Origin of the sequence: Mesorhizobium sp. M0047 (genome assembly GCF_040323315.1) — a bacterium.
In the GTDB taxonomy this organism is placed as follows: Bacteria; Pseudomonadota; Alphaproteobacteria; order Rhizobiales; family Rhizobiaceae; genus Mesorhizobium.
This window is the reverse complement of sequence record NZ_JAMYUW010000022.1, coordinates 17,519-41,437: the sequence shown is the minus strand read 5'-3', so window position 1 is coordinate 41,437 and position 23,919 is coordinate 17,519. Positions and strand designations below refer to the sequence as shown.

25 protein-coding genes are annotated in these 23,919 nt (G+C 63.1%); 3 read left to right on the top strand and 22 right to left on the bottom strand.

Annotated features, from left to right (window positions below; translation table 11 throughout):
- Both NKJ89_RS20980 and NKJ89_RS20975 read right to left on the bottom strand, forming a co-directional pair.
- Positions 1–549 (bottom strand): YceD family protein, encoded by a 549-nt coding sequence (locus NKJ89_RS20980; protein ID WP_352605248.1) that lies wholly within the window; start codon positions 547–549, stop codon positions 1–3.
- Positions 550–552: 3 nt separating this feature from the next.
- Positions 553–1,095, bottom strand: a complete 543-nt coding sequence (locus NKJ89_RS20975) for a ubiquinol-cytochrome C chaperone family protein (protein WP_023759889.1) — start codon at positions 1,093–1,095, stop codon at positions 553–555.
- A gap of 114 nt (positions 1,096–1,209) precedes the next feature.
- Here NKJ89_RS20975 and NKJ89_RS20970 point away from each other — a divergent pair, with 114 nt between their 5' ends.
- The gene (locus NKJ89_RS20970; RefSeq protein ID WP_352605246.1) at positions 1,210–1,725 is read left to right on the top strand and encodes an outer membrane protein assembly factor BamE; all 516 of its coding nucleotides are present in this window, start codon (positions 1,210–1,212) and stop codon (positions 1,723–1,725) included.
- Positions 1,726–2,021: 296 nt separating this feature from the next.
- On the opposite strand, the gene NKJ89_RS20965 is transcribed toward NKJ89_RS20970, so the two are convergent.
- The 20 genes from NKJ89_RS20965 to NKJ89_RS20875 all read right to left on the bottom strand — a co-directional run bounded on the left by NKJ89_RS20965 (position 2,022) and on the right by NKJ89_RS20875 (position 21,640).
- Complete coding sequence (locus NKJ89_RS20965) at positions 2,022–4,163, bottom strand: sodium-translocating pyrophosphatase (protein ID WP_352605244.1); 2,142 nt, start codon at positions 4,161–4,163, stop codon at positions 2,022–2,024.
- 240 nt (positions 4,164–4,403) lie between these two features.
- The gene (locus tag NKJ89_RS20960) at positions 4,404–5,153 is read right to left on the bottom strand and encodes an ABC transporter permease (RefSeq protein ID WP_352605242.1); all 750 of its coding nucleotides are present in this window, start codon (positions 5,151–5,153) and stop codon (positions 4,404–4,406) included.
- Complete coding sequence (locus NKJ89_RS20955; RefSeq protein WP_352605240.1) at positions 5,150–6,088, bottom strand: ABC transporter ATP-binding protein; 939 nt, start codon at positions 6,086–6,088, stop codon at positions 5,150–5,152. The genes NKJ89_RS20960 and NKJ89_RS20955 overlap by 4 nt, the downstream gene beginning before the upstream one ends.
- The gene (locus NKJ89_RS20950) at positions 6,085–7,248 is read right to left on the bottom strand and encodes an ABC transporter permease (protein ID WP_352605238.1); all 1,164 of its coding nucleotides are present in this window, start codon (positions 7,246–7,248) and stop codon (positions 6,085–6,087) included. Before NKJ89_RS20950 ends, NKJ89_RS20955 begins: the two co-directional genes overlap by 4 nt.
- A gap of 313 nt (positions 7,249–7,561) precedes the next feature.
- Positions 7,562–8,473, bottom strand: coding sequence for a glycine betaine ABC transporter substrate-binding protein OsmF (gene osmF, locus NKJ89_RS20945; RefSeq protein ID WP_352605236.1), 912 nt, complete (start codon positions 8,471–8,473; stop codon positions 7,562–7,564).
- Positions 8,474–8,651: 178 nt separating this feature from the next.
- Positions 8,652–9,869 (bottom strand): MFS transporter, encoded by a 1,218-nt coding sequence (locus NKJ89_RS20940; RefSeq protein WP_352605234.1) that lies wholly within the window; start codon positions 9,867–9,869, stop codon positions 8,652–8,654.
- Positions 9,866–10,366 carry a transcription antitermination factor NusB gene (nusB, locus tag NKJ89_RS20935; RefSeq protein WP_023798402.1) on the bottom strand — a complete coding sequence of 167 codons (501 nt, stop codon included), beginning with the start codon at positions 10,364–10,366 and terminating at the stop codon, positions 9,866–9,868. The genes NKJ89_RS20940 and nusB overlap by 4 nt, the downstream gene beginning before the upstream one ends.
- Entirely contained in the window at positions 10,363–10,857 is a 495-nt protein-coding gene (locus tag NKJ89_RS20930) for a 6,7-dimethyl-8-ribityllumazine synthase (RefSeq protein WP_023759900.1), read from the bottom strand. Before NKJ89_RS20930 ends, nusB begins: the two co-directional genes overlap by 4 nt.
- Before the next feature lie 80 nt (positions 10,858–10,937).
- Positions 10,938–11,096, bottom strand: coding sequence for a hypothetical protein (locus NKJ89_RS35770; protein WP_502904146.1), 159 nt, complete (start codon positions 11,094–11,096; stop codon positions 10,938–10,940).
- Between the two features lie 73 nt (positions 11,097–11,169).
- Positions 11,170–11,787, bottom strand: coding sequence for a riboflavin synthase (locus NKJ89_RS20925; RefSeq protein WP_352605232.1), 618 nt, complete (start codon positions 11,785–11,787; stop codon positions 11,170–11,172).
- 11 nt (positions 11,788–11,798) lie between these two features.
- Positions 11,799–12,914 (bottom strand): bifunctional diaminohydroxyphosphoribosylaminopyrimidine deaminase/5-amino-6-(5-phosphoribosylamino)uracil reductase RibD, encoded by a 1,116-nt coding sequence (gene ribD, locus NKJ89_RS20920; protein WP_352605230.1) that lies wholly within the window; start codon positions 12,912–12,914, stop codon positions 11,799–11,801.
- Between the two features lie 2 nt (positions 12,915–12,916).
- Positions 12,917–13,396: a transcriptional regulator NrdR gene (gene nrdR / locus NKJ89_RS20915; RefSeq protein WP_256750776.1), complete on the bottom strand. Its 480-nt coding sequence runs from the start codon at positions 13,394–13,396 to the stop codon at positions 12,917–12,919.
- Positions 13,397–13,491: 95 nt separating this feature from the next.
- Complete coding sequence (locus NKJ89_RS20910) at positions 13,492–13,821, bottom strand: GlpM family protein (RefSeq protein ID WP_352605228.1); 330 nt, start codon at positions 13,819–13,821, stop codon at positions 13,492–13,494.
- Between the two features lie 47 nt (positions 13,822–13,868).
- Positions 13,869–14,459, bottom strand: a complete 591-nt coding sequence (locus NKJ89_RS20905) for a hypothetical protein (RefSeq protein ID WP_352605317.1) — start codon at positions 14,457–14,459, stop codon at positions 13,869–13,871.
- An 82-nt stretch (positions 14,460–14,541) separates the two neighbouring features.
- A complete protein-coding gene (glyA, locus tag NKJ89_RS20900; protein WP_023759906.1) occupies positions 14,542–15,855 on the bottom strand; it encodes a serine hydroxymethyltransferase in 1,314 nt (437 codons plus the stop codon).
- Between the two features lie 177 nt (positions 15,856–16,032).
- Positions 16,033–17,679, bottom strand: coding sequence for a Na+/H+ antiporter (locus tag NKJ89_RS20895; protein WP_352605226.1), 1,647 nt, complete (start codon positions 17,677–17,679; stop codon positions 16,033–16,035).
- Between the two features lie 140 nt (positions 17,680–17,819).
- Positions 17,820–19,073 (bottom strand): L,D-transpeptidase family protein, encoded by a 1,254-nt coding sequence (locus NKJ89_RS20890; RefSeq protein ID WP_352605224.1) that lies wholly within the window; start codon positions 19,071–19,073, stop codon positions 17,820–17,822.
- A 350-nt stretch (positions 19,074–19,423) separates the two neighbouring features.
- Positions 19,424–19,939, bottom strand: coding sequence for a transcriptional regulator LdtR (gene ldtR / locus NKJ89_RS20885; protein WP_008875359.1), 516 nt, complete (start codon positions 19,937–19,939; stop codon positions 19,424–19,426).
- A 238-nt stretch (positions 19,940–20,177) separates the two neighbouring features.
- Positions 20,178–20,600 carry a DUF6163 family protein gene (locus NKJ89_RS20880; protein ID WP_352605222.1) on the bottom strand — a complete coding sequence of 141 codons (423 nt, stop codon included), beginning with the start codon at positions 20,598–20,600 and terminating at the stop codon, positions 20,178–20,180.
- Positions 20,597–21,640, bottom strand: a complete 1,044-nt coding sequence (locus NKJ89_RS20875; protein WP_352605220.1) for an enoyl-CoA hydratase/isomerase family protein — start codon at positions 21,638–21,640, stop codon at positions 20,597–20,599. Before NKJ89_RS20875 ends, NKJ89_RS20880 begins: the two co-directional genes overlap by 4 nt.
- 313 nt (positions 21,641–21,953) lie before the next feature.
- Here NKJ89_RS20875 and NKJ89_RS20870 point away from each other — a divergent pair, with 313 nt between their 5' ends.
- Together NKJ89_RS20870 and hemB are read left to right on the top strand one after the other, a co-directional pair.
- Positions 21,954–22,781, top strand: a complete 828-nt coding sequence (locus NKJ89_RS20870) for a DUF8605 domain-containing protein (protein ID WP_352605218.1) — start codon at positions 21,954–21,956, stop codon at positions 22,779–22,781.
- Between the two features lie 99 nt (positions 22,782–22,880).
- Positions 22,881–23,912, top strand: coding sequence for a porphobilinogen synthase (gene hemB / locus NKJ89_RS20865; protein ID WP_352605216.1), 1,032 nt, complete (start codon positions 22,881–22,883; stop codon positions 23,910–23,912).
- Positions 23,913–23,919 lie beyond the last annotated feature (7 nt).

The window sequence follows — 23,919 nt, the reverse complement described above, 5'->3', positions numbered from 1 at the left end:
TCAGGATTTTCCCAGCAAGGATCGCAGTTTTTGCTGAAATTCATTCTCCGCCGGTTCGGTCTCGCTGCCGGCCGCCAGCGAGGCACCCTGCTTGCGCGGATAAGGGTCGATGGCCAGTCCGAAGTACTGTTCGGCAAGTGCCCCGACATCGATCGTGTCACCGGAAAACGTTTCGGGACTGTCAGGGCCTTCGGCGTCGAGCAGGATCTCGCCGCCACCCTCGAAACCCTGCCGTCCAAGCTTGGAGTCCTCAGGCAGCAACAGCGCTTCGACCGGTTCGTCGATATGCGCCTCGACGGGCTCGAGCGTGACGATACAGGCCTGGGTGATGTCGGCTTCGACGCGACCGCTGACCTTCACGCCATTGCGCTTCCATGACGCCACCAGAAGCTCGGCGCGATAGGATTCGACCGAAATCAGCCCGTGCTCCTCGGCCAGCGCTGCACGCTGTGCGGCATCGGCCTCGATAACCACCGGCAGACCCTTCTGCGGCAGGCGAGTGACGTTTGCGCGGAAGGATACCGGGCTTTGCAGGTCAACGTGCTTCATTGTTCAATCTCCCTTGGCGACGGGAAACGCCAGCGTGCCGGCGACAATCGATTCGGATGACTGCGCGGCCAGTTGATCGCGAGCATCGGTGACGTAGTTGGCAAGGAGCGATGCTTCCGGCCAGGCGCCGGAGTCGGGCCGGACATTGCGGGCAAGGGCTGCGGTGAGCCCGTTGCGGTCATTTCTTTCCAGCGCATCGTCATATGCGGCGGTTCGGCCATAAAACATCCTTGCCAACTTTTTCATGCGCTTGGGTACACCGACATCGCCAACGCCCAATTCCCGCAGCGAATGATCCACGTCGAGGAAGAACTCGTCGATCAGCACCTGGGCAACCTCTTGCGCCACGCCACCCTCGCCGCGCAACCGGTGCTGGAACAGGAACATGTGCAGCGACAGCATCTCGAAACGGCCAAGCGGCGTGTCCGGCACATTCCAATGGGAATAAAACACGGTCTGCCGCGCGGCCGCCACGATTTGTGCGTAAAGCGCCTCGGTGATAGCGCGGTTGGCGTGGCGTTCGCGGCCAAAAAGGCGCTGGAACATTGGGGATGGTCTCCTGGGGACCGTTTGTTGAAGTGGCCTTGTTGCATCGGCAAGCAAGCTGGTTTACCGGTTTCGCGGCCCAGCGCAAGTTGCGGCCAGCTAATGGAGTTGTTGTTGCGCGCGCTGAATTTCAAGTCGACCTACTCGTCCAGGCCCGCCGGCGCAATCTCGCTGCTGGTTATCATTTCGGCGCTTTCCGCCTGCCACACCTCCAAGATGATCGGTGACCTCAGCCCGAGCGAGACGCTGACGCAAGGGTATGTCATCGACCAGCAGGCAATCGATTCGGTGCCCGTCGGTTCAAGCCGCGAGCAGGTGCTGCTGGCGCTCGGCACGCCGTCGACGACGGCGACCTTCGACAATGAGGCATTCTACTACATTTCGCAGACGCGCAAGCGCTACGTGGCCTTCGACAAGCCGAGGCTCATCGACCAGAAGGTGCTGGCGGTCTATTTCGGCGCCGACGGCCGCGTCACCCAGATCGCCAAATATGGCTTGAAGGACGGCAAGATTTTCGACTTCATCTCGCGCACCACACCGACCGGCGGCAAGGACCAGAACTTCCTCAGCCAGATCATCAACGGCGCCAGCAAGCTGGCCCCCGGCGTTCCCGGCGGCGGCACTCCCTGATCTCAGACCGCCTTCCCTTGAGGAGGGCAGCACCATCTCAGGCGACCAAAAACCCGCGGGAGCGATCCTGCGGGTTTTTGTTGTGGCCACGGTCAAGGCGAGACGGCGGTATGCTCGCCAAACAGAATTGGGGTGGCCGACAGTCGAGACGCCGGCCAGGCTTGGACGCTTGCGTTATCGCGAACGCAGCGAAGGCCGGGCCAAGAAGAAGCACTGAGGGATCGGCGTCGTTATCGTTCAATAGCAAAACCCGCGGGATCGCTCCCGCGGGTTTTGTTTCGACCAATGCTCTTCGATCAGCCGTGCGCGAGTACGGCCAGCAGCAGGAGAGCCACGATGTTGGTGATCTTGATCGCCGGGTTGACGGCCGGGCCAGCGGTGTCCTTGTAGGGATCGCCGACCGTGTCGCCGGTCACCGAAGCCTTGTGCGCCTCGGAGCCCTTGCGGTGCTTGACGCCGTCCTTGTCGACGAAGCCGTCCTCGAAGGACTTCTTGGCGTTGTCCCAGGCGCCGCCACCCGAGGTCATCGAGATAGCGACGAACAGGCCGTTGACGATGACGCCGAGCAGCGAGGCTCCCAGCGCTGCAAAGGCGGACGCCTTCGAGCCCGAGATCAGCAGCACGCCGAAATAGACGACGAGCGGCGCCAGCACCGGCAGCAGAGACGGGATGATCATTTCCCGGATCGCCGCCTTTGTCAGAAGATCGACCGCGCGGGCGTAGTTCGGCTTGGAGGTGCCGGCCATGATGCCCGGATCCTCGCGGAACTGCTTGCGCACCTCCTCGACGATGGCGCCGGCCGCACGGCCGACAGCCGTCATGGCGATGCCGCCGAACAGATACGGGATCAGGCCGCCGAAGATCAGACCGGCGACGACGTAAGGGTTGGAGAGATCGAAGGAGATCTCGCCCATGCCCTGGAAGTAGGGATATTTGTCGCCATTGGCGGCAAAGAACTTCAGGTCGTTCGAATAAGCGGCGAACAGCACCAGCGCGCCGAGGCCGGCCGAACCGATGGCGTAGCCCTTGGTCACCGCCTTGGTGGTGTTGCCGACCGCGTCGAGCGCGTCGGTGGAGTGGCGCACTTCCTTGGGCAGGCCGGCCATTTCAGCGATGCCGCCGGCATTGTCGGTGACCGGGCCAAAGGCGTCGAGCGCAACGATCATGCCGGCAAGGCCGAGCATCGTCGTGACCGCGATCGCCGTGCCATAGAGCCCGGCGAGCTGATAGGTCGAGATGATGCCGCCGACGATGACGATCGCCGGCAGTGCCGTCGATTCCAGCGAGACCGCAAGGCCCTGGATGACGTTGGTGCCGTGACCGGTCACCGACGCCTGGGCAATGGAGTTGACCGGGCGCTTGTTGGTGCCGGTGTAGTATTCGGTGATCACGACGATGAGACCGGTCACCGCGAGGCCGATCAGGCCGCAGATGAACAGGTTCTTGCCGGTGATGACCATGCCGGCGACAGTGCCGATCTCGCCCCAGCCAAGGCATACGGAGGTTGCGACGCCGAGACCGACGACGGACAACAGGCCGGTGACGATCAGGCCCTTGTAGAGGGCGCCCATGATCGAGCCGTTGGAGCCGAGCTTGACGAAGAAAGTGCCGACGATCGAGGTCAGGATGCAGGCGCCGCAAATGGCGAGCGGATAGAGCATCGCAGCACCCAGAACGGCGGTGCCGCCAAAGAAGATGGAGCCGAGAACCATGGTGGCGACAACGGTCACCGCATAGGTTTCGAACAGGTCGGCGGCCATGCCGGCGCAGTCGCCGACATTGTCGCCGACATTGTCGGCGATGGTGGCCGGGTTGCGCGGATCATCCTCGGGAATACCGGCTTCGACCTTGCCGACGAGATCGCCGCCGACATCGGCGCCCTTGGTGAAGATGCCGCCGCCGAGACGGGCGAAGATCGAGATCAGCGACGCGCCGAAGCCGAGCGAGACCAGCGAGTCGATGACGATGCGGTCATCGGGCTGAAGGCCCAAGAAGTGAGTCAGGACAAGGTAGTAGATCGACACGCCAAGCAAGGCCAGGCCAGCAACGAGCATGCCGGTGATGGCGCCCGACTTGAACGCGATGTCGAGGCCGGCAGCGAGGCTGTTTGATGCGGCCTGAGCCGTCCGAACGTTGGCGCGAACGGAGACATGCATGCCGATGAAGCCGGCGGAGCCCGAAAGCACTGCACCGATCAGGAAGCCGACCGCGGCAGTGATGGACAGCAACCACCAGGCGAGCACGAGGACGACGACGCCAACGATGGCGATGGTGGTGTACTGACGCGCCAGATAGGCTTGTGCGCCCTCGCGGATGGCCGCGGAGATTTCCTGCATGCGTGCATTGCCCTGATCGGCCGCAAGGACCGAACGTGTCGCCCAGATGGCGTAAAGGATTGAAAGCAGGCCGCAGGCGATGACGGCGGAGATAATTGTCATTGCCGGATTTTCCTCGATTGATGGCCCAAAAGAACCCCTCCCTGGGCCGTTGAGACAAAGATCGGATTCCGCGCACGGAATCCGCCTCTTCGCAGCGGTGTATGCGAAACAGGGCTGCGAACGTCAAGATATTGTTCGGTTTTTGCCCGGCTTTCGCCCAAATGGTTTGGACCAAGCGATGACCTGCCGTCAGTACCTCCTATTAGATCGATTGAAATTGGCCCCTGACGCAGCACGAGGCTACTCTGCCTCCCGGCCCATGCGGCGCGCCGTGTAACGCTCGATCGCCGACAGGCCGTCATAGATCAGGACGGCCAGGGCCGCCACGATCAGGCCGCCCTGCAGGACGAAGGCGAGGTTGTTCGACAACAGCCCGGCGATGATCACTTCGCCGAGGGTCCTGGCGGCCACCGTCGAGCCGATGGTGGCGGTGGCAAGGCTGATCACCACCGACAGCCTGATGCCGCCGAGGATGATCGGGGCGCTGAGCGGCAGCTCGACCTTGGTGAGCCTTTGCCAGCCGGTCATGCCGGCACCGCGCGCCGCCTCGACGACATTGGCCGGCAGCGTCGTCAGGCCGGTCAGCGCATTTTCGAAGATCGGCAGCAGGCCGTAGAGAAACAGCGCGATCAGGGTCGGCCTCTCGCCGAAGCCGACGGCCGGCACGGCAAGCGCCAGTACCGCCACCGGCGGAAAGGTCTGGCCGATGTTGACCAGGCTGCGCGACAGCGGCAGGAATTCGGCGCCGGCCGGCCTGGTGACCAGGATGGCAAGCGCTACAGCGATGATGGTCGCGGCCACGGTGGCGATCAGGACGGTGCGCAAATGCAGCAATGTCAGCGTCAGCAGGCTGCCCTGGTTGTAGATTACCGGCGCGTTGTTCTCTGTCAGCGGCTTCAGCAGCGGCTCGAACCAGCCGGGATTGGTGACGAAAGCAACGAGCAGCACCACCAAGGCTAGCCTGAGCAGCGATGGAGGCCAGGCCTTCATGCCGGCCTCGCCGCGCGTTTCACCAGACCGTCGACCGTGACGCGGCCAAGCGGCTTGCCGTCGGCGCCTTTGACGGGCAGCGCCGGCCTGCCTGACCACAGCAATTCAGCCAGTGCATCGCGCTGGCTGGCGTCGCCGGGGATCGCTTCGCCTTCGGCGGCGCCTTTCTCCACGGCGTCGCGCACGCGGCCGAGAGACAGCAACCGGAACGGCCGCTCGCTGGCGCCGACCAGGGTTTCGACGAAGGCGCTTGCCGGCTTCGCCAGGATTTCGGCGGGCTTTGCGTATTGCACAAGCTTGCCGGCGTCCATCACCGCAATCTTGTCGCCCAAATGCACGGCCTCTTCCATATCGTGCGTGACGAGGATGATGGTGGTGCCGAAGCGCTTCTGGATCGCCAGCAGATCCTCTTGCGCCTTGGTGCGGATGATCGGGTCCAGCGCGCCGAACGGTTCGTCCATCAACAGCACGTTGGGCTCGGCGGCGAGCGCGCGGGCAACGCCGACGCGCTGCTGCTGGCCGCCGGACAGTTCGTGCGGATAGCGCGGCCCGAAGACTTCGGGATCGAGCTGGTAAAGCGTCATCAGTTCGTCGACGCGGGCCTTGATGCGGTCTTTGTCCCAGCCGAGCAGCACCGGCACGGTGGCAATGTTCTGCGCCACCGTACGATGCGGAAACAGGCCGTGGCCCTGGATCGCGTAGCCGATGCTGCGGCGCAGTTCGTAACCGGGCAGCGAACGATTGTCGGCGCCGTCGAGCTTGATGATGCCCGAGGTCGGTTCGACCAGCCGGTTGATCATGCGCAGGAGCGTCGTCTTGCCCGATCCGGACGTGCCGACGATAACGGCGATGGTGCGCGGCTCGATGACCATCGAGACATCATCGACCACCGTCGTTGCGTCGTAGCGCTTGGTAATGCCTTCGATCTCGATCATGCCGTTTCAACCCTGCGCTTGGTGGCGGTCATTTCGATCACCGCGTCGAGGACGATGGCGGCGGCGAAGGCGAGTGCCACCGTCGGCACCGCGCCGAGCAGCACAAGGTCCATCGCCGTCTGGCCGACACCCTGAAAGACGAACACGCCATAACCGCCGCCACCGATCAGAGCGGCAATGGTGGCAAGGCCGATGTTCTGCACCAAGACGATGCGGATGCCGGTGAGGATGACAGGAAAAGCCAGCGGAAACTCGACGCCGAACAGGCGCTGCCTCTCGGTCATGCCCATGCCGCGCGCGGCGTCGTTGGCGGCCCGCGGCACACCGGCGAGACCGACCACGGTGTTGGCCACAACCGGCAGCAGCGAATAAAGGAAAAGCGCGACGAAGGCGGGCGCGGTGCCGATGCCGCGAATGCCGAGGGCAGCAGCCCCCGGCACATGCGTGGCAACCCAGCCGAGCGGCGCGATCAGCAGGCCGAACAGCGCGATCGAGGGAATGGTCTGGATGATGTTGAGTACGTTGAGCACGCCGGCGCGCAGCCCTTCGACGCGATGGCAGAGGATGCCGAGCGGCAGGCCGACAACCACCGCGGCAAGCAGCGAACCAAGCGCCAGCGTCACGTGCTTGGAACCTTCGATCCAGAAACTGTCGGCGCGGTTGAAATATTCCTTCAGGATCGACAGATTGTCCCAGCTTCCCGAAATCAACAACAGACCGATCGCCAAAGCCGCGACCACGAGCGCGCCAACCCTCGCCCAGGGCGACAGATTCAGCCGTGTCAGCACGTCGGCGAGCAAGAGCGTGAAGGCAAAGATGAGACTCCAGAAACCGGAGGCCGGCGAAATTCTCGCAAAGGTGTTGCCCGCCGGCGTGAGAAATGTGCCGGCGACGCCGATCAGCAGCGCGAGTGCGGCAAGCGCCACCGCGCTGGCTGCCAGGCGCAGCGCGAGCGGTGTCCTGAACAGCGCGACAAGTGCCGCGGCGACTATGATGGCGAGCAGCATCGGCCCGGTCGCTGCCGGCAATGCCTCGATAATCGAGCGCGCCTGACCGGGGACGATGCGGTTGGCACGGAACGTGGCAAAGGGCGCCGCAAAAGCCGCGTAGGCTGATATCGCGGCGATCACCACGCCGAGCTTGTCGAAGCGGAGGGTCATGGCTGCCCCTCATGAGGAGCGATTTGCCACGTCTCGCAGCTCTCTCTGGGGATTAGCGAAAGCCGACGCGATATCCAATCTCCCCCCTTGCGGGGGAGATGGCCGGCAGGCCAGAGGGGGGTGTGAAGGATCGCCAACTTTCGAGCGGCTTGTTCAGAAGCAACCCTGTCGAGGCACGCACCTTTGACGGTTTGAGAGGTCGGCGGGGCAGCACCCCCCTCTGTCCTGCCGGACATCTCCCCCGCAAGTGGGGAGATCAGCAGCTTCCAGAGGGAGGTGCCTTGCACCGGTGTCACTATGAGCTAGGTGCAGACTATTTCAAAAACCCGTTCTTCTTGAGGAAGTCTTCGGCGACTCCCTTGACCGGCTCGCCGCCGACCTGCACGCGCCCGTTCAGTTCCTGCAGCGTGACGAGGTCGAGCTTGGCGAAGACCGGCTTCAGCAGCGTCTCGATCTCGGGGTGTTGTTTCAGCACCGCTTCGCGGATGATCGGCGCCGGCTGGTAGACCGGCTGGACGCCCTTGTCATCGTCGAGCACGACGAGGCCAGACGGCGCGATGCCGCCATCGGTGCCGTAGACCATGGCCGCGTTGGCGCCATTGGTCTGGTTGGCTGCCGCGGCGATGGTCGCCGCCGTGTCGCCGCCGGAGAGCGTGATCAGCTGGTCCGGCTTCAGTGTGAAGCCATAGGTGGTCTGGAACGCCGGAAGTGCTGCCGCCGAATTGACGAACTCGGCGGAAGCCGCCAGCACCACCTGACCGCCGCCCGCGACGTACCTGCCGAAGTCTGAAAGCGTGGCGAGCTTGTTGGTCTCGGCGACCTCCTTGCGCAGCGCAATCGCCCAGGTGTTGTTGGCGGGCGACGGCGACAGCCAGACGATCTTGTTGGCGTCATAGTCAAGCTTCTTGGCCGTCTCATAGGCCTTGGCGGCATCCTTCCACACAGGATCGTCGGCCTTCTCGAAGAAAAAGGCGGCGTTGCCGGTGTATTCGGGATAGATGTCGATCTCACCGGCGGTGATCGCCTTGCGCACCACTGGCGTGCCGCCGAGCTGGATGCGGTCTGATGTCTTGATGTTGTTGGCGTTGAGCACCAGCTGGATGATGTTGCCGAGCACGCCGCCCTCGGTGTCGATCTTCGAGGAGACAACCACCTGAGCACTGGCGGAAGCCGCCGTGATGCCGAGCGCCAATGCCGCGCCGGCCAGAACCTTGACTGAAAGCATCGTGAAAACCCCTTGCTAAGAACCGGAATGCGGTGGCCGCATATGAGCATGGCTTCAACGGCCAGTCGGGGCATACGGTTTCATAACAATAGGCGCGGACGCAATATTTTTGTTGCGGTGCGGCAGATGCGGCCGGCCTTATGCTGACAGCGCTGTGTCAGGTGAAGCGACGGAGCGATCAGACTTCGGCTTTGCGCAAGCCGGTCAGCTTGAGTGCGCCTAGCGCCACGAAACACAGAACGGTGACCGGGAATATCATCCAGTTCAGCATCTCCCAGCCCCAGGCGTTATAGACCATGCCCGACATCAGCGAAGCGCAGGCGACGGAGCCGAACAGGACAAAGTCGTGGAAGCCTTGCACCTTGCCCTTTTCGGACGGCCGGTAGCTTGCCGACACCATCGCCGTGGCGCCGATGAAGCCAAAATTCCAGCCAAGGCCGAGCAGGATCAGCGACGTCCAGAATTGCCACAACGCCAGGCCCGACAGGGCGACAATGGCGCAGCCAATGAGCAGAATCAGGCCGGTCGCCACAATGCGTTCGGGACCGAAGCGATGAATCAGCGAACCGGTGAAGAAACTCGGCGCGAACATCGCCATCACATGCCAGGAGATGCCTAGCGTCGCGTCGGTCTCCGACAGGCCGCAACCGACCATGGCCAGAGGAGCGCCAGTCATGACGAAGCTCATCAGCGCGTAGCTGCCGACCGCGCAGAACAATGCCGCTACGAAGCGCGGCTGTGTGACGATTTCAGCCAATGGCCTGGCGTCGCTGGCGGCGATCTCCACCTTGCCGAAGGCTTTCGCCGGCAGCCGTAGGAACGACAGGATGATGGCGCCGACCGCGGCCAGCGGCAGGATGGAGACGAACGAACCGGCAAACATCACCGGCGCCAACAATTCGCGGGTGAAGATGACGATCTGCGGCCCGAGGATGGCGGTGACGATGCCGCCGGCCAGTACGAAGGAGATGGCGCGCGCCTTGAATTCCGGCGGCGCATTGTCGGCCGCAGCGAAACGGAACTGCTGGACGAAGGCGCCACCGACACCGATCATAAGCAAGCCAAAAGCAAACAGCCAGAAGCTGCCCTGGTAAAGCGCAAGCGTGGCGACGAGGCCGCCCAGCGCCGTGACGATCGTGCCGGTCATGAAGCCGCCGCGCTGGCCCATGCCGCGGATGATGGCCGCTGCGGGTAGCGCACCGAGCGCCACGCCGATATTGAAGCCGGTGATCGGCGCCGTCGCCAATGATTTGTCGGAGCCAAGCAGATATTGCCCGGCGAGCGCACCCATGGAAATGGCGATGGGGGCAGCCGAGCCGATGATGGCCTGCGAGGCGGCGAGGATCAGCGCGGTGCGACGCGCCTCCTTGCCTGCCTCAAAGGCAATTGCGGTCATGATGCGTCCTTGCCGCGCCCCTCGCCTCGCACGCGGCGCGACACGCGGTCGAGCACGGCATTGACCAGCTTCGGCTCGTCTTCCTCGTAAAACGCCTTGGCGATGTCGACATATTCGGAGACGATGACGGCGACAGGAACATCCTCGCGCTTCATCAGTTCATAGACGCCGGCACGAAGAATGGCGCGCAGCGTCGAATCGAGCCGCGACAGCGGCCAGTCCTCTGTCAACGCCTGGCGGATGATGGGGTCGATGGTCTTCTGGTTCTCGACGACACCCGCCAGGATGGCGCGGAACCATTGCGCATCGGCCTCGCGGTAAAGCGCCCCGTCGACTTCCTTACCGAGGCGAAAGGCCTCGTATTCGGCCGTGATCTCGAAGACGCCGCTGCCGGCCACATCCATCTGATAGAGCGCCTGCACGGCGGCCAAGCGGGCAGCACCGCGCTTGTTGGCGTGGCGCACCGCGGGCTGGCCGGGCGAAGCGGGTTCGCTCACGATAGCGCTCCCAATTGTTCTTTGAGGGCGATCATGGTCAGCGCCGCACGCGCGGCAAAGCCGCCCTTGTCGCCTTCCGAACGCTTTGCACGCGTCCAGGCCTGGGCGTCGTTCTCGGTGGTCAGGATGCCGTTGCCGATGCAGACGGAGTCCTGCACGGAGATATCCATCAGAGCACGGCTGGATTCATTGGCGACGATGTCGAAATGATAGGTGTCGCCGCGGATGACGGTGCCAAGCGCAACAAAACCGTCGTAGTTTGTGCCGCCTTCGGCCATGCCGTCGAGCGCGAAGGAAATCACCGCGGGGATTTCGAGCGAACCGGGGACGGTGACAACGTCATAGGTCGCTCCAGCTTCATCGAGCGCGCTTGTCGCGCCATCGAGCAGCGCGTCGGCAAGGTCGTCGTGGAAGCGCGCCTCGATGATCAGAACGCGTGCCTTCTTCTTCGGACGGATAAACGCTTTGCCGTGTTGGGATGTGCCAGCCATAAAAGTCTCCGGGGATCGCCGGTGACTTAGGCCGAAGCCGGATTGATCGCAAGCAGAAGATTGCTGGAGGCGTGTCGCGCCTATAGGCTCTTTGGACATGGTGCTGAGACCTGGCCGGCGGCACCAAGGCTGTCAGCCCAGGCAGCAACGGCTTCGTGATCCACAACACGGCCAGCGTCTACATCGGCTAAGGCTTCTCGCGTAAGCCGTTCTTGCTCCTTGGAATCCCTGCTTTCCATTCCAGCTACTTCCTCAATTGAACAACGCGGCGACCTGCCTTGGAGGGCTCGCAAGTCTATCATTTGACCGCCACTATAGCCCCTCTTTCGCGGCCTCCACCAGCCGCGCCGCGTAGCGGGCCATGGTGTCGATCTCGATATTGACGCGGTCGCCGACCTTGCGCTCGCCCCAGGTGGTCACGGTCAGCGAGTGGTGGATCAAAAGCACGTCGAAGCGCGTGCCTTCCACCTTGTTGACGGTGAGCGAGGTGCCGTCGAGCGCCACCGAGCCTTTTGACGCGATGAATTTCGCCAAGTCGCGCGGCGCCTCCAGCGTGAAGCGCACCGCATCGCCCTCATCCTTGCGCTCGACGATCTCGGCCATGCCGTCGACATGGCCCGAAACGATGTGGCCGCCGAGTTCGTCGCCGATCTTCAGCGCCCGCTCCAGATTGATCCGCGTCCCCGATTTCCAGCCTATGGCCGTCGTCAGCCTGAGGGCCTCCTCCCAGGCCTCGACCTCGAACCAGCGCGCGTTCGAGCCGCTGTCGGGCAAGCCCGTGACCGTCAGGCAGACGCCGCCGCAGGAGATCGAGGCGCCGATGGCGATGGTCTCGGGGTCATAGGTGGTGTCGATGCGCAACCCCACCCCTTCCCTGAGCGGCTTGACGGAAGCGACAGTGCCGACATCGGTGACAATTCCGGTAAACATCGATGTTGATCCTAAATGTCTCTTATCCACTCGGCATAGCGGTCTTCGCCGAAACGCATCTCGCGCAACTTGCGAAAACCTGCCGGGATATGGTCGAGGTCGATCGGCGATGCAATGCCGTCATCACCGATCGCTTCCGGCCCCTGGAACAGCACGATGCGATCGACCAGTCCCTCGGCGAGGAAGGCGCTCGCCACCTTGGCGCCGCCCTCGACCAGCACGCTTGCCATGCCGAGCGCGGCCAGATCCTCGAGCAGTTCCGGCAGTGCGACGCCACCCTCATGTGTTTCAGTGCCGATGAAGCGCACGCCTGCGCGTTCGAGTGCTGCCCGTCGCAGCGGATCGGCCTCCAGGCTAGCGGCGACATAGAGTGGTACCCGGTCGACGCCCGACACCAGTTTCGAGGCCTCCGGCAACCTGATCTGGCGGTCGAGTACAATGCGCACCGGCGACCGGTTCTCCAGCCCCGGCAAGCGTACCGTCAGGGCCGGATCGTCTTCAAGGGCTGTGCCAATGCCGATCAGTATGCCGTCCGCCTCGGCCCGCATCAGATACACCTCGCGGCGCGCGATATCGCCGGTGATCGACACCTGCCCCTCGCCCTCCATGCCGATCTTGCCGTCGCTGGAAAGAGCAAGCTTGAGAACCACTTCGGGGCGTTTTCTCAGCGATCGAATCAGATAGCCGGCCATCTGCTCGGCGGCTTCCCCTGCCAACACCTTCTCGACCACCTCGGCACCGGCAGCACGCAGGATTGCGTAGCCCTTGCCGGACACGCGCGGATCGGGATCGCTTGCCGCACCGACGACGCGCCCAACACCGGCATTGACCAGCGCATTGGCGCAAGGCGGCGTGCGGCCATGGTGGGCGCAAGGTTCCAGCGTGACATAGGCGGTAGCACCACGCGCTAGCTCGCCGGCCTCGGCCAGGGCCTCGGTTTCGGCATGCGGGCGGCCGCCGACCGCGGTGACGCCGGTGCCGACGATCATGGGACCGTTGCCGTCATCGCGCACGATCAGCGTGCCGACAGACGGGTTGGTCGAGGTGCGCCCGGCGTTCTTGCGTGAAAGGCGGAGCGCCGCCGCCATGAACCGGCGATCAAGGGCGGCCTGTTCGCTTGCAGTCATGCTCAGCTGGCGTCCTCTTCGCCTTTGACTTCGTCTCCCTTGAGTTCGCCCAGCAATTCGTGGAAGTCCTTGGCCTCGCGAAAATTGCGGTAGACCGAGGCGAAGCGGACGTAGGCGACATCGTCGAGCGACTTCAGCGCTTCCATGACCAGCCGGCCGACTTCCCCCGAAGCAACCTCCGTCTCGCCGGAGCTTTCGAGCTGGCGCACGATGCCGGTCACCGCGCGGTCGATGCGCTCGGGATCGACATTGCGCTTGCGCACGGCGATCTCCACCGAGCGCAGCAGCTTGTCGCGGTCGAACGGCACTTTGCGGCCCGACTTCTTGACCACCACGAGGTCGCGCAACTGCACGCGCTCGAATGTGGTGAAGCGGCCACCGCAATCGGGGCAGACGCGCCGCCTGCGGATCGCCGCGCCATCCTCGGCTGGGCGAGAATCCTTCACCTGCGTATCTTCGGACTGGCAATAGGGACAGCGCATGGAGAGCCTTTGGTTGGCGAATCTGGCGAAGCGAAAGGCTTAGAGCCTTTCCGGCCCGGATTGAAGCATTTCCGTCCCTTCGACGGCCTGCCGCATCAGAGATAGCGAGGCGCGAGGAAGATTGCCAGCGCGGCAATCAGCCAGATGGCGATGCCGCCGGCAACAGCCAGCCGGTAGTCGACACGATCGATGAACAGCCAGCAGGCGCCAAGGAAAGCGAGATAGGCAGGAATGGTCTTCACGCCGGCGAGGCAGGCATCGCGAAAGCCGCCCGGTTCGCCCCTGGCGCCCACGGCGAGCAACGCGATGACGGCAAAGGTCGGTGCCAGCGGCAGGATCCCGGGCAAGATGTTACCGCGTTTGGATGCCCAAACGATCAGCGCCGTCATCAATCCGCCGACCACGCCTTTCCAGACGATATCCATTCAATGCTTCCCTCTAATGCCTGCCCAATGCCTGCCAGACAGCAGCTTCAAGGTGCGACGTCGGCTGTCGCGAAGCCACAGGACATGCCAAGGCTGCGGTAGGCCTTGTAGAAACCGTCCATCGAGATGGTCGCGACCGGCTGTTTGCCGAAGACCACGTCGAGCGTGGTCGCACGGCGCATGGCGCGCAGCAACGCCAGGCTGGTCTTGGGCTTGTTCTCGACCATCCAGGCGAGACGGCCAGCGACGGAATCGTGGGAATAGACGATTGCGGCAACCTGGCCGGCGGCATCGCCGAATTTTGCCGCGATCTTCTTGCCGGTCGGAAGATCCTTGTTGCCGATGGCGATCGTCACCGCCGGGTAAGCATCCGGCGGCAAGGCGTCACCATTCGAGATCGAAAGCGTCAACGTACCCGGATAGCCGCCACTGTCGACGAAAGCGGTCGAGGCGACGCAGGTTTTGCGCGCATCCTGGCCCGTGTCCAGGACATCGACGATGGTGGCCCATCTGCCGAAGGTGCCGGTAGCAGGTACGTTTGGAGTGGGCTGGGTCTGCGCGAAGGCACTGCCGGACAGTGTCAGGAAAGCGACCAGCCAACCATGGACCTCAAGGGTGGCGAGGCGGAAATTGCGCATCATCAGATCTCCTGTTCGGCGCGCCACCCAACAATGGGGCAGGCGCGCCGCTGGCCGATAAGAGATGACGCCTCGCGTCAGGTCAACCGAGATAGGGATAGAGCGGGAAACGATCGGTCAGCGCCACGACCTTGGCCTTGACTGCCGCTTCGACAGTCGCATTGCCCTCGTCGGAATTGGCGACCTTGAGACCATCCAGCACTTCGGCGATCAGCTTGCCTATCTCGCGGAATTCGGCTTGGCCGAAGCCGCGCGTGGTGCCGGCCGGGGTGCCGAGGCGCACGCCCGAGGTGACGAAAGGCTTTTCCGGGTCGAACGGGATGCCGTTCTTGTTGCAGGTGATGTTGGCGCGGCCGAGTGCCGCCTCGGCGCGCTTGCCGGTGGCGTTCTTGGGCCTGAGATCGACCAGCATCAGATGGTTGTCGGTGCCGCCGGAGACGATGTCGAGGCCGGTTTCCTTGAGACTGGAGGCGAGCGCCTTGGCGTTGGCGGCGACGCTCTCGGCATAGACCTTGAAGCTCGGCTTCAGCGCTTCGCCGAAGGCAACCGCCTTGGCGGCGATAACATGCATCAGCGGGCCGCCCTGCAGGCCGGGGAATACCGCCGAATTCATCTTCTTGGCGATGTCCTCGTCATTGCACAGGATCATCCCGCCGCGCGGGCCGCGCAGCGACTTGTGCGTGGTGGTCGTCACGACATGCGCGTGCGGCAGTGGCGACGGATGCACTCCGCCGGCGACCAGGCCTGCGATGTGCGCCATGTCGACCATCAGATAGGCGCCGACCGCATCGGCGATCTCGCGAAAACGCTTCCAGTCCCAGACGCGCGAATAGGCAGTGCCGCCGGCCAGGATCAGCTTCGGCTTGGTCTCGTGGGCAGTCTTCTCGATGGCGTCCATGTCGAGCAGATGGTCGTCCTTGCGCACACCGTAGGATACGACCTTGAACCACTTGCCGCTCATGTTGACGGGCGAACCGTGGGTCAGATGCCCGCCCGAATTGAGGTCGAGGCCCATGAAAGTGTCGCCGGGCTGCAAGAGCGCCAGGAACACCGCCTGGTTCATCTGGCTGCCGGAATTCGGTTGGACGTTGGCGAAGTTGCAGCCGAACAGCTTCTTGGCCCGCTCGATGGCCAGTTCCTCGGCTATGTCGACGAACTGGCAACCGCCATAATAGCGCTTGCCTGGATAGCCCTCGGCATATTTGTTGGTCATGATCGAGCCCTGCGCCTCCAGTACAGCGCGGGAAACAATGTTTTCCGAGGCGATCAGCTCGATCTCATGGCGCTGGCGGCCAAGTTCGTTGCGGATGGCGCCGAAAATCTCCGGATCGGCATCTTCCAGCGTGGTTTCGAAGAAAGATTCGAACTTGTTCGACACTGCCGCTGCTGTTGCCATGGGCTGAAATCCTCGGGGGTTCGGGGGCAATTTTGTCTATGCATGTCGTTGCACCATAACCGCTGCACACTTCTGGGCGACATGCATTTGCCGGGCCATTAACACAGTTGTTTTCGCCCCGCCACGTTTGCGGCGCGAAATTTGCTGGCCGGTTTGCGCCAGCGAGGCAACAAGAGACTATTTCCTCGTCTTCCGACCTTTCAGCAAGGCTTCGGTGAGCGTGATCTCAGTAAACAGCGCCTGCGACGTATGGTCATTGATCTCGCCGGCGCGAAACATGTCACGCACGGCCGCGCGCTCGGCGTCGATGCCGGCGAGCCGCAGTTCCAGCTCCAGCCTTCCGGATTCGCGGGCCTCGGCGCGGGCCTCATCGGCTTCATCCGAGGCGGCGATGCGACGCCGGTAACCGGCGACGATGTTCTCGGCGGCGGCAATCCTGGCGCCGGGCACCTCGCCTTCGCCCTCATCCTCCGCCGCCGCAATGCTCTCGCTGCGCGCGATTGCCGCCTTGGCAGCACCGACACGCGCCAGGCGTTCCTCGGCGGCACCGGCATCCTCGCCCGGTTCGACCAGCCCCTTGGCGATTGCCGGCAGAGCGAGACTGGCGAAGACCAGCGAGCAGATGATCACGCCGGCGGCGAGGAAGATAACCAGATTGCGCGCCGGAAACGGCGAGCCGTCCGGCATGGCGAGCGGCAGCGACAATATGCCGGCCAGGGTGATCGCGCCGCGCACACCGGCCACGGAACCGGCGAGCCGCACGCGCAGCCCGAACGGCTCCGCCTTGCGCTTGCCCAGACGTGCGGCGATACCGGCTGCGATATCGCCGACCCAAATCCACAGGAAGCGTAGCGCGATCAGGCACAGCGTCAGCGCAATAACAGTCGCGATCGGTTGGATGATCGGATGCAGGCTCATCAGTTCCGGCGGTACATGGCGGATGATGTCAGGAAGCTGCAGGCCGAGCACGATGAAGAGAGCGCCGTTGAAAACGAAGGAAAGCGTCATCCACAGCGACATCGTCTGCATGCGCGCCGAGACGCCGAGGAAGCGGAACACGCCGGAGCCACCGGCGAGCAGGCCGGCGGCGACCGCCGTCAGGATGCCGGACGCTCCGAGGTGCTCGGCGCCGAGATAAGCTATGAAGGGCAGCAGGATCATGACCAACACCTGCGCCTCGGCTGGCACGCCGCCGATGCGGTTGAGCACTTGCAGCAGCTTGGCGGCGACGAACAACGCCGCGACGCCGATCAGGATGCCGATCGCCACGGCGTAGAGGAAACTCAGTGATGCCGCGGCAAAGGAAAAGCTGCCGGTCAGTGCTGCTGCCACGGCGAAGCGGAACATGACGAGGCCCGACGCATCGTTGAGCAGCGACTCACCTTCCAGAATGTGCATCAGCCGCGCCGGAACGACATTCTTGTCGACGATCGAAGACACTGCCACAGCATCGGTCGGCGACAGCACCGCGGCCAGTGCGAAAGCGACAACCAGCGGGATGCTCGGCACCAGCCAGTGCAAGGCGTAGCCGAAGCCGACGATGGTGAAGAAGATGAGCCCGATGGCAAGGTCCAGGATCGGTCCGCGCAGAGCCATCAATTCACGCTTCGGCGCGCCATAGGCATCGCCAAACAGCAGCGGCGGGATGAACACCAGCAGAAACAGTTCCGGATCGATCTCGACATGGATGCTGCGCACCGGCCATGCAAGTGCGGCGCCCATGGCAATCTGCAGCACCGGCAGCGGCACCCGAACCAGGCGCACCAGCGCGCCGGAAAGCGCGACGAAGGCGAGCACAACCAGAATGAAGACGGCGCCTTCCATGGTCCGGTTCCAGACTTTCCCGCCGACCATGCACAAAGCCGGCCAATCCGTCCAGCCGCCCTCCCATGAAAATGCAGCGAGACCGAGTAACGAAAAAGGCCGCCTTGAGCGGCGGCCTTTTTTTACAAAAAATCAGTCACTTAAAGCGACGACGTGATCTGCAGCTCATTGGCGCCGTCGAGCGCGTAGACGTCGTCGCGGAACTGCACGACGCCTGGGCCGGTCGACCAGGCCGAGAGATAGAGGAAGTGGACCGGCACCGGGTTGGTGACCTGGATCGGCGTGTTTTCGCCAGTCTTGATCGCCGCCTCGAAATGCTGGCGGTCCCAGCCGGGGGTGTCGCGCAAGATCCAGGTGACGAGATCGCGCACATTCTGCACGCGCACGCAGCCCGAGGAATCGAAACGCATCATCTTGCCAAACAGGCTCTGCTGCGGGGTGTCGTGCATGTAGACGCCGTCGGGGCTCGGGAAATTGATCTTGACCGAAGCCATCGCGTTGCCCGCACCGGGGTCCTGGCGGAAGCGATACTTGGCGGCATCGTCGGTCGACCAGTCGACATTGAGAGGATCGACCTCGCTGCCGTCCGGCGCGAACAGGCGAATGTGGCTGTCCTTCAGATAATCGGGATTCTTCCGCATCAGCGGAATGATGTCCTTGCGCACGATCGAAACCGGCGCGTTCCAGTACGGATTGACGATGATCTCGTTGATCTTGGAATTGACGATCGGCGTCTGCCGATCGATCTTGCCGACGATGGCGGTGTGGCGAAGCACGACGCGGTCGTTCTCGACGGCTTCGATCTGTGCCGCCGGAATGTCGACCAGCACATAGCGGTTGCCCAACGTGCCGGCCTTCTCGCGCAGCCGCTGCAGATTGGTCTGCAACTGGCCAAGCCGGATCTGCGCCGAAACGTTCATCGCCGCGTAGGTGTATTTGCCGAGCGAACCGTCGGCAGGCAGGCCGTGCCGCAACTGGAAACGCTTGACCGCCGAGTCGACATAGGAATCGAAGGCCGTCGAAATGCCGGCGCCTTGTGCCAGGTCGCCGGAAACCATCAACCGCTTGCGCAACGGCACCACATCGGGATCATCGACGCCGAGCTGCAGTTTCTTGGTCGCGGGAACCTCTACCCAGCCGCCCTGCCCGACGATATTCTGATATTGCGCGACCGCCTGTTCGGTAAAGGCGACGGTCTGCAGGCTGAAGATCGGCAGCGTCGAGGCCACCTTGCCGCCCTCGCTGGCGCGGGCATCGAACTGATCGTCCCAATTGCCGCGCGCCGAGGACTTCAAGATATCACCGATCACATCCTGCGCATTGGCGCCGCCGGCAACCAGCGCAGCTGCGAGCGCGGAGGCCCCGGAGAGGAAAAAACGACGGCTGGTCTTCATGGACGTTCCAGACATTTGTAGCAGTTCGATCACTTGCTGCGTTGATCACCGGGCGATCTCGCCCGCACTCTAAAATTGGCAATCTTAACAATTAGCCAACCATGCTCCGCATCACCTTGGTGCAACGCACGAGGCGCGATACGGATTGCGGGTGAACGCAGGGTCTTCACCACAGCATCACTGCCACTCTCGGTTCCATTGGAATATGGCGGCAACGTGGCCTGGCGTCCAAATCCGACCGGCTGGCATCCCGAAAAGAAATGGACCGATGCTTTTCGGCACCGGCCCTGACTGAAGGTCGATATTTCGGCCGCGCTTCTGTGGCGCGGGCCGGATACGATGTTTGCGCCTTACATCCGGTAGGCGATCGTATCATTCCAGAAGCGGTCGAGCCGCTGCAAAGCGCGGTTCATCTGCTTGAACTCGTCGGTGTTGATGCCGCCGACCTGCTCGATCGAGCCGACATGGCGCTCGTAGAGACCGGCGACGACTTCCGCGACCTCGTTGCCCTTCGGGGTCAGCGAGACGCGGACCGAACGGCGGTCGATGCGTGAGCGCTGGTGATTGATGAAGCCGAGATCGACCAGCTTCTTCAGATTGTAGGAGACGTTGGAGCCGAGATAGTAGCCACGCGAGCGCAGCTCTCCGGCTGTCAGTTCGGAATTGCCGATGTTGAACAGCAGCAGCGCCTGGATGGCATTGATGTCGGAACGGCCGTTGCGGTCGAACTCGTCCTTGATGACATCAAGCAGGCGGCGGTGAAGCCGCTCAACAAGCTGCAGCGATTCCATGTACAGGGAACGGATAGCCTCGCGGCGATCGTCGGATACGTTGGCGGTCTTCGCCGCCGGACGCGAATTGATCATTGTCTTTGCCTCTCGTTTGTCGCCCTGGTGATTTTTTGTTTTTCACCTTGATCGCGACACTATCGAATACTCATAAAATTCGACTTAAACGCTAGGGCTAACAAGAGCTTACCGGTAATAGGTTTCGAAAGAGGCTTAACGAACGGTCATCCGAGCAAGGATAATTAACCTAAAGATTTCGGCAGTGATTTCGGGGCTGAATTCAGGCAGCCGCCAGGTCGCCAATGTGCTCAAGGGCTTAGTGGCGGACGGGGCGCTTCTGCAGGTAGATGATGACGCGGAAGACGATGTAAAGCACCGCCACCGCGGCATGCGAGACGACAATCAGCAGGTGGTGGCCGAAAAGCTCGGGAAAGCCGGCATACATCACTGTCTCGGTCGCCGCGCAAATGAACCAGATCACCGGGCCCCAGGACGCCAGCATCCACAGGCCCGCAGCGGCGAAGGGAAAGAAAACGGCGAGCACCACGGCGGCGACTTGCCAGTGCACGGGCATCAGGTCAAAACGCCACAGCGGGCCCGGATAGAAGCCGATCAGCTTGATCCAGTACAGGATGCCGAACAGCAGGCAGTAACTTGATATGACCCGCTGGAACCAGGCAAAGATCACCTCCACCCCGGAAGGCTGCAGCACGACGCGTCTCGAGGTCACCTCGCTCAAAGCACGAGCTCCCGTTCCCCAAGCGGAGCGAAATAGGCGTCGACATCCGCCTCGCTGATCGCATCGAGGCTAGCCGGACGCCATTGCGGTTTTGCGTCCTTGTCGATGACGGCGGCGCGGATGCCCTCGTAGAAATCGTGGCCGGCAAGCATCCTGTTGAGGATGCGGAACTCCATCTTCATGCAAGCGTCCATGGACAGTGTCAGCCCGGCGCTGATCTGGCGCCAGGCGACGCGCAGGCTGGTCGGCGAGCGAGTGCGGATCGTCGCCAGCGTCTTGGCGGCGAACTCGTCAGTGTCCGCCGCGCGCTCCAGGCTGTCGATGACGCGTTTCAAGGATGGTTGCGAAAAATGGCGAGATATCGCCTCCAGCGTCGACCTGTCGGTCTCTCGCTTAGCGTGAGAGAAGAAGCCGCGCAGCGCCGGTTCCGGATCGCCGGTCAACGTCAGCCGTTCGAGGAAGATGCCCTGATCCTCGGCCTTGATGGTGTGGGTAGCCAGCCCCGACCACAGTGCATCGCCATAGCGGATACGATTGCCCGTCAGCGCCAGATACATCCCGAACGAGCCACTGAGATCGGGCAGCAGGTGGCTGGCGCCGACATCCGGGAAAAAGCCGATGCCGACCTCCGGCATGGCGAACTGGGCATTTTCGGTCATCACCCGGTGCGAGCCGTGGAACGAGATGCCGACGCCGCCGCCCATGACGATGCCGTCGATCAGCGCGACATAGGGTTTCCTGAAGCTGCTGATGCGGGCGTTGAGCCGGTATTCGTCGGCGAAGAAATCGACCGGCGGTTTTCCCGCCCGGCCGGTCTCATAGATATGCAGTATGTCGCCGCCTGCCGAAAAGGCCCTGCCCTCGGCCTTGACGACGACGATATCGACGCCCTGGTCGGCTTCCCAGGCGGAAAGGGCAGCGTCGAGCGCCCTGATCATGCGATGCGTCAAGGCATTGAGCGCCTGCGGCCGCGTCAACGTAATGACGCCGGCACGGCCCAGATGTTCGAAGCGGATCTCGTCGCCTCCGCCAAAATCCATCGTGAAAGAATCCCTTCTCCCGCGCCGCCGGGATTGAAGTGCTAGAGCGTGGCGCATGGGCGCGTCAATGCCAAGCCCTGCCGGTCGGGGTCAGTTTGGATCTCGAGGGCAGAAAGAGGCCATCCTTTGCGGCCCAGCCAAATCGGTGCGCATCAGCATTGTATCCTCCAACCGACTTCAGGACATTCGTCGAAGGCGCAGCCGTGTCCGGGTCCAGGATGAAGTTAAAACTGGGCCGCCAGCGCGTCGTCTTGGCCACCGGCGGCACCCGATGCTAGAGAGCGGCTGACAGCCTCGAACCGGACGGTGAGACATGTGGTGGTTTTTGCGCCTTGCCCTTGTTCTGGGTGGCCTGCTGGCCATCTGCGCCGCCAATGGCCTGGCCGAGGCGGCTGATATCGACGATCTCTATAAATCCCAAACCATCGTCACTGGCCAGTTCGAGCCAAACCGCCAAGCAGGTTTCAAGATCTGCCTCGATGGGGTCCTGGTGCGGGTTTCCGGCGACCAGCGCCTGCTGGAAAAACCGGAGATGACGGCACTGCGCGACAAGGCCGGCAGCTTCGTCACCGGCTTCCGTTACCGCGACCGCATGGAAGGCATTCCGGTTCATGACGAGCAAGGTACGCATGACCGGCCGCATGACCTTTATTGCCAGTACACGCCGGCGACGATCGATCCGGTTCTGGCTTCGCTCGGCAGCAAGCCCTGGCTGGCCGAACGGCCGACGCTCTCGGTCGTCCTGGCTGTGGACGACTCGCGCCGACATTTCGTCCTTGCCAGTGATGGGGACGAAAACCCGTACATGATAGAGTCTTTTCAATCGGCCGCCGGCCCCATGGCGATGTCGATTGTCGTTCCGAACAAGGCCACGCTCGCCAAGGCCGGACTCACTTTCGAAGAGGTGGGTCCTATCTCACCCGAACTGCTAGGCAATGTTGCAAGAAGTATCGGCAGCCGCCAGGTCTTGGCCGGCAGCATCGTGTGGAGCGACAAGGACCTCGGCTGGATCGCCGATTGGCGGCTTAAAGCGGACGGGAAGACCTATCATTGGCAAGTGCGCGGCGTTAGTTTCGATGAAGCGTTTCGTGTCGCCATGCGGGGTGCTGCTCAGATCCTTTCGGGCAATGGATCGCCTTGACAGGCCGTGCTGCCCTCCAGGCGATTTGCTGGCACAAACGTGTCGCATTGGTCAGCGGCAAGGGCTCGTGATAAAAGCCGCCGATCTGGAGTTTTGGCGATGAACAAATTCACCCCCGCAAAGCCAGCCGGCGCTCGCAGCGTCGACGACATCACCGGCAGCCGCCGTTTGCGCCGCATGCGCAAGGCCGACTGGTCGCGCCGCCTGGTGCAGGAGAACAGGCTCTCGGTCGATGATCTGATCTGGCCGATCTTCGTCGTTGACGGCAGACAAGTGCGCGAGCCGATCGCCGCCATGCCGGGCGTCTTCCGGCTGTCGATCGATCTCGCGGTCAAGGAGGCCGAACGCGCGGCAAAGCTCGGTATTCCCGCACTCGCCACCTTCCCGAATGTCGACATCTCGCTGCGCGACCAGACCGGCTCGCACATCCTCGACCCCAACAACGTCATCAACCGCGCCACCCGCGCGATCAAGGACGCGGTGCCGGAGATCGGCATCATCACCGACGCCGCGCTCGACCCGTTCACCAGCCACGGCCATGACGGCATCCTGCGCGACGGCATCGTCGTCAACGACGAGACGGTGGAACAGGTGACCGCCGCGGCCGTCATCCAGGCGGCGGCCGGCGCCGCCATCATCGCACCGTCCGACATGATGGACGGCCGCATCGGCGCTATCCGCGACGCGCTGGACGCCAACGGTTTCCAGGACGTGGCGATCATGTCCTACGCGACTAAGTTCGCCTCGGCCTTCTACGGCCCCTATCGCGAGGCGGTCGGCACCGCCGGCCTGCTCAAGGGCGACAAGAAGACCTATTACATCGACCATGCCAATTCCGACGAGGCGGTGCGCGAGGCCGAACAGGACGTCGCGGAAGGCGCCGACATGCTGATGGTCAAGCCCGGCCTGCCCTATCTCGACATCATCCGGCGGCTGAAGGACGAATTCCAGATGCCGACCTTCGCCTACCAGGTGTCCGGCGAATATTCGATGATCAAGGCCGCTGCCGCCAATGGCTGGATCGATGGCGAGAAGGCGATGCTTGAAAGCCTGCTGGCCTTCAAGCGCGCCGGCTGCGACGGCATCCTCACCTACTTCGCCCCCGAAGTGGCGAAGCTGTTGAAGGGATAGACCGCTA

Bases quoted from the DNA above. Each gene is read 5' to 3' on its own strand.
- NKJ89_RS20980 (WP_352605248.1), bottom strand. From the start codon at position 549: ATGAAGCACGTTGACCTGCAAAGCCCGGTATCCTTCCGCGCAAACGTC.
- NKJ89_RS20975 (WP_023759889.1), bottom strand. From the start codon at position 1,095: ATGTTCCAGCGCCTTTTTGGCCGCGAACGCCACGCCAACCGCGCTATC.
- NKJ89_RS20965 (WP_352605244.1), bottom strand. From the start codon at position 4,163: ATGACAATTATCTCCGCCGTCATCGCCTGCGGCCTGCTTTCAATCCTT.
- NKJ89_RS20960 (WP_352605242.1), bottom strand. From the start codon at position 5,153: ATGAAGGCCTGGCCTCCATCGCTGCTCAGGCTAGCCTTGGTGGTGCTG.
- NKJ89_RS20955 (WP_352605240.1), bottom strand. From the start codon at position 6,088: ATGATCGAGATCGAAGGCATTACCAAGCGCTACGACGCAACGACGGTG.
- NKJ89_RS20950 (WP_352605238.1), bottom strand. From the start codon at position 7,248: ATGACCCTCCGCTTCGACAAGCTCGGCGTGGTGATCGCCGCGATATCA.
- osmF (WP_352605236.1), bottom strand. From the start codon at position 8,473: ATGCTTTCAGTCAAGGTTCTGGCCGGCGCGGCATTGGCGCTCGGCATC.
- NKJ89_RS20940 (WP_352605234.1), bottom strand. From the start codon at position 9,869: ATGACCGCAATTGCCTTTGAGGCAGGCAAGGAGGCGCGTCGCACCGCG.
- NKJ89_RS20930 (WP_023759900.1), bottom strand. From the start codon at position 10,857: ATGGCTGGCACATCCCAACACGGCAAAGCGTTTATCCGTCCGAAGAAG.
- NKJ89_RS35770 (WP_502904146.1), bottom strand. From the start codon at position 11,096: ATGGAAAGCAGGGATTCCAAGGAGCAAGAACGGCTTACGCGAGAAGCC.
- NKJ89_RS20925 (WP_352605232.1), bottom strand. From the start codon at position 11,787: ATGTTTACCGGAATTGTCACCGATGTCGGCACTGTCGCTTCCGTCAAG.
- ribD (WP_352605230.1), bottom strand. From the start codon at position 12,914: ATGACTGCAAGCGAACAGGCCGCCCTTGATCGCCGGTTCATGGCGGCG.
- nrdR (WP_256750776.1), bottom strand. From the start codon at position 13,396: ATGCGCTGTCCCTATTGCCAGTCCGAAGATACGCAGGTGAAGGATTCT.
- NKJ89_RS20910 (WP_352605228.1), bottom strand. From the start codon at position 13,821: ATGGATATCGTCTGGAAAGGCGTGGTCGGCGGATTGATGACGGCGCTG.
- NKJ89_RS20905 (WP_352605317.1), bottom strand. From the start codon at position 14,459: ATGCGCAATTTCCGCCTCGCCACCCTTGAGGTCCATGGTTGGCTGGTC.
- glyA (WP_023759906.1), bottom strand. From the start codon at position 15,855: ATGGCAACAGCAGCGGCAGTGTCGAACAAGTTCGAATCTTTCTTCGAA.
- NKJ89_RS20895 (WP_352605226.1), bottom strand. From the start codon at position 17,679: ATGGAAGGCGCCGTCTTCATTCTGGTTGTGCTCGCCTTCGTCGCGCTT.
- NKJ89_RS20890 (WP_352605224.1), bottom strand. From the start codon at position 19,073: ATGAAGACCAGCCGTCGTTTTTTCCTCTCCGGGGCCTCCGCGCTCGCA.
- ldtR (WP_008875359.1), bottom strand. From the start codon at position 19,939: ATGATCAATTCGCGTCCGGCGGCGAAGACCGCCAACGTATCCGACGAT.
- NKJ89_RS20875 (WP_352605220.1), bottom strand. From the start codon at position 21,640: ATGGATTTTGGCGGAGGCGACGAGATCCGCTTCGAACATCTGGGCCGT.
- NKJ89_RS20870 (WP_352605218.1), top strand. From the start codon at position 21,954: ATGTGGTGGTTTTTGCGCCTTGCCCTTGTTCTGGGTGGCCTGCTGGCC.
- hemB (WP_352605216.1), top strand. From the start codon at position 22,881: ATGAACAAATTCACCCCCGCAAAGCCAGCCGGCGCTCGCAGCGTCGAC.